This is a genomic window from Noviherbaspirillum sp. (assembly GCF_035944575.1).
GTDB lineage: Bacteria > Pseudomonadota > Gammaproteobacteria > Burkholderiales > Burkholderiaceae_D > Noviherbaspirillum.
Map to the genome: position 1 here is coordinate 1 of NZ_DASZBA010000199.1, position 2,577 is coordinate 2,577.

Annotated in this window: 3 protein-coding genes; all 3 read right to left on the reverse strand. The window is 58.0% G+C overall.

Features of this window, described 5'->3' with window-relative positions:
* Positions 1-193 (reverse strand): DUF962 domain-containing protein (locus VGU61_RS15605; protein WP_326860122.1); only part of this gene is annotated, 193 nt, incomplete at its 3' end.
* Between the two features lie 86 nt (positions 194-279).
* Positions 280-1,092 carry an alpha/beta hydrolase gene (locus tag VGU61_RS15610; protein ID WP_326860123.1) on the reverse strand — a complete coding sequence of 271 codons (813 nt, stop codon included), beginning with the start codon at positions 1,090-1,092 and terminating at the stop codon, positions 280-282.
* 1 nt (position 1,093) lies between these two features.
* Positions 1,094-2,404 (reverse strand): O-acetylhomoserine aminocarboxypropyltransferase, encoded by a 1,311-nt coding sequence (locus VGU61_RS15615; RefSeq protein ID WP_326860124.1) that lies wholly within the window; start codon positions 2,402-2,404, stop codon positions 1,094-1,096.
* Positions 2,405-2,577 lie beyond the last annotated feature (173 nt).

Sequence of the window (2,577 nt, forward strand, 5' to 3'; positions counted from 1 at the left end):
CATAACCGGATACCAGCGCGCCGAGCAGCCACCAGAAATTTCCAGTGAGAATCAGCGCGCCAAGACACAGCAGCGCGATTGTCGAACCGGCGAAATGCAATTCACGGCAAGTTCGGTTGGAGTGCTCACTCAAGTAGACCGGATAGAACTCCGCAAACGAGGCAAATTCGTTTTCCTTCAATACCGTAGGCATGCTCTTCTCCTTACCATGGATGAACTGTCTTCAGGTTAATGCCGAGCGGGCGGAGTTGCAATGAAGTTTCATATTGATTCAGCCCATCATGTCTGCCTGCTGGCAAATGCGAACAGTGCATCCAGAACGGCATCCGGCTGCTCCGTCATCAGCGCATGACCACATCGATCAAGCATGGCAAGCTTGGCATGCGGCATCGCGGCCTGCAATGCCGTGCTGGCCCTGGGCATTGTCATCAGATCATTTTTACCCAAGACGAACAAGACGGGACAAGTCACGGACCGTGCGGCCGCCTCTCCGTTTTCATACGTGTTGCAGGCTTGGAAATCGGTATGGAAGACGGCGTCACCGTTCAGCGCAGCGACGCGCTGCATCAATCGGCGCGAGCCACCCATGACATAGAAGCCTGGTCCGGGCGCGGATGGCTTCTGGGCAATCGTTGAATGCGACCAGATATTCACCATGTCGATCGCCGCTTCCTCATCGTTGAGCGCCGCGTTCAACAATGCATCGGACACCTTCATCGGGAAAGCGGTGCCGACCAGCGCAATACGACTGACGTGCCGTGCCGCCCTGAAATTGATTTCCAGTGCGATCAGCGAGCCCATGCTGTGGCCGATCAGGGTTGCCCGCTCAACGCCGGCGGCTTCAAGCAGGGCGAGCACCCAATCGGCCATGGCTTCCACACTGCGCAGCGGCGCACCCTTGCTGCGGCCATGGCCGGGCAGGTCGACGGCCAGTACCCCGAATCCGTGGTGGGCAAAATACCGGGTCTGCAAACCCCAAACCGAATGATCATTCTGCGCGCCATGGATGAAGACGGCGGTCGGCAAACGCGGATCGAATTGTTTGCCGCCGGTATAGCAATATGCGGTATTCCCTTGCACGTTCAGCAGCATCTCAAGCTCCCTTCTGCGCGGCTTTCAGTCCGCGTGCAAGATCTTCGATCAGATCGTCCGCATCTTCCAGTCCGACCGACAGGCGCATCGTGCCTTCGGTAATGCCTGCGGCAACAAGTTGCTCTGCCGGCACGCGGAAATGCGTCGTCGAAGCGGGATGAATGACGAGGGATTTTGCATCGCCGACATTGGCGAGATGTGAAAATACCTTCAGCGCTTCGACAAATCGACGACCGGCGGCACGGTCGCCGCGAATAACAAAAGAAAACACCGCACCGCAGCCTTTCGGCAGCAGCTTCGCGGCCAATGCATGATCGGCATGACTTTCCAGTTCGGGATAGGACACGGATTCGATTCCTGCATGCGCGGCCAGGAATTCGACGACCTTGCGCGTATTGGCGACGTGCCGCTCCATCCGCAAAGAGAGAGTCTCAACGCCTTGCAGTATCGCGAAGGCATTATGCGGGCTCATGACCGCACCGAAGTCACGCAAGCCTTCACGACGCGCCCGCAGCGAGAAGGGCGCAACCGTCGATTCTTCTGCGAATACCATGCCATGAAAGCCTTCATACGGCTCGCACAGTTCTGCAAACCGGCCGCTCTGCTCGTAGGCATGTTGCCAATCGAAAGTGCCGCCGTCCACCAGCAAGCCGCCAATCGCGGTTCCGTGTCCGCAAAGAAACTTCGTCGCAGAATGAAAGAGCAGGTCGGCCCCGTGTTCGAAGGGTTGCAAAAGATAGGGTGTGGTGAAGGTGGAATCCACCATCAACGGAAGATGGTGCTCGTGCGCAATTGCAGACACCCGAGGAATGTCGAGCACGTCCAGTCCTGGGTTTCCCAGCGTTTCGCCGAACAGGACCTTGGTGTTCGGACGGATGGCGTCGCGCCATGCATCCATGTCCCGAGGGTTGACGAAAGTCGTGTCGATGCCGAAACGCTTCATGGTATAGGCCAGCAGATTCTGCGAGCCGCCGTAGAGCGCACGGGACGCGACGATATGCGACCCGGCGCCGGCAATGGTCGCGAGTCCGAGATGCATCGCTGCCTGACCACTTGCCGTGGCAATTCCGGCAACCCCGCCTTCCAGTGCCGCAATGCGTTCTTCCAGCACTGCGTTGGTCGGATTGGAAATGCGGGAATAGACATGGCCAGCGCGTTCCATGTTGAACAGCGACGCAGCATGGTCCGAATCGCGGAACACGAAAGAGGTGGTGAAATGAATCGGCGTCGCACGCGCACCGGTGGCCGGGTCGGGCGCCGCGCCTGCATGCAGGGACAAGGTATCGAACCCGGGATATTTGGGGCCGTTCATGGGGTAATCGTCTCCGTTCTTGGTTTTCTGGTATTGCCGATACCATCGTAGCATTGAATACCCCCCAGGGTTACCTGCTCCGGGGTAGGGGCGAACGCTGGATTTTTCGGAGCGCTTAGGCTACATTCAAAACTAGAATGACAACCTATCAACAAGGGCGGCGCCATGAAAGT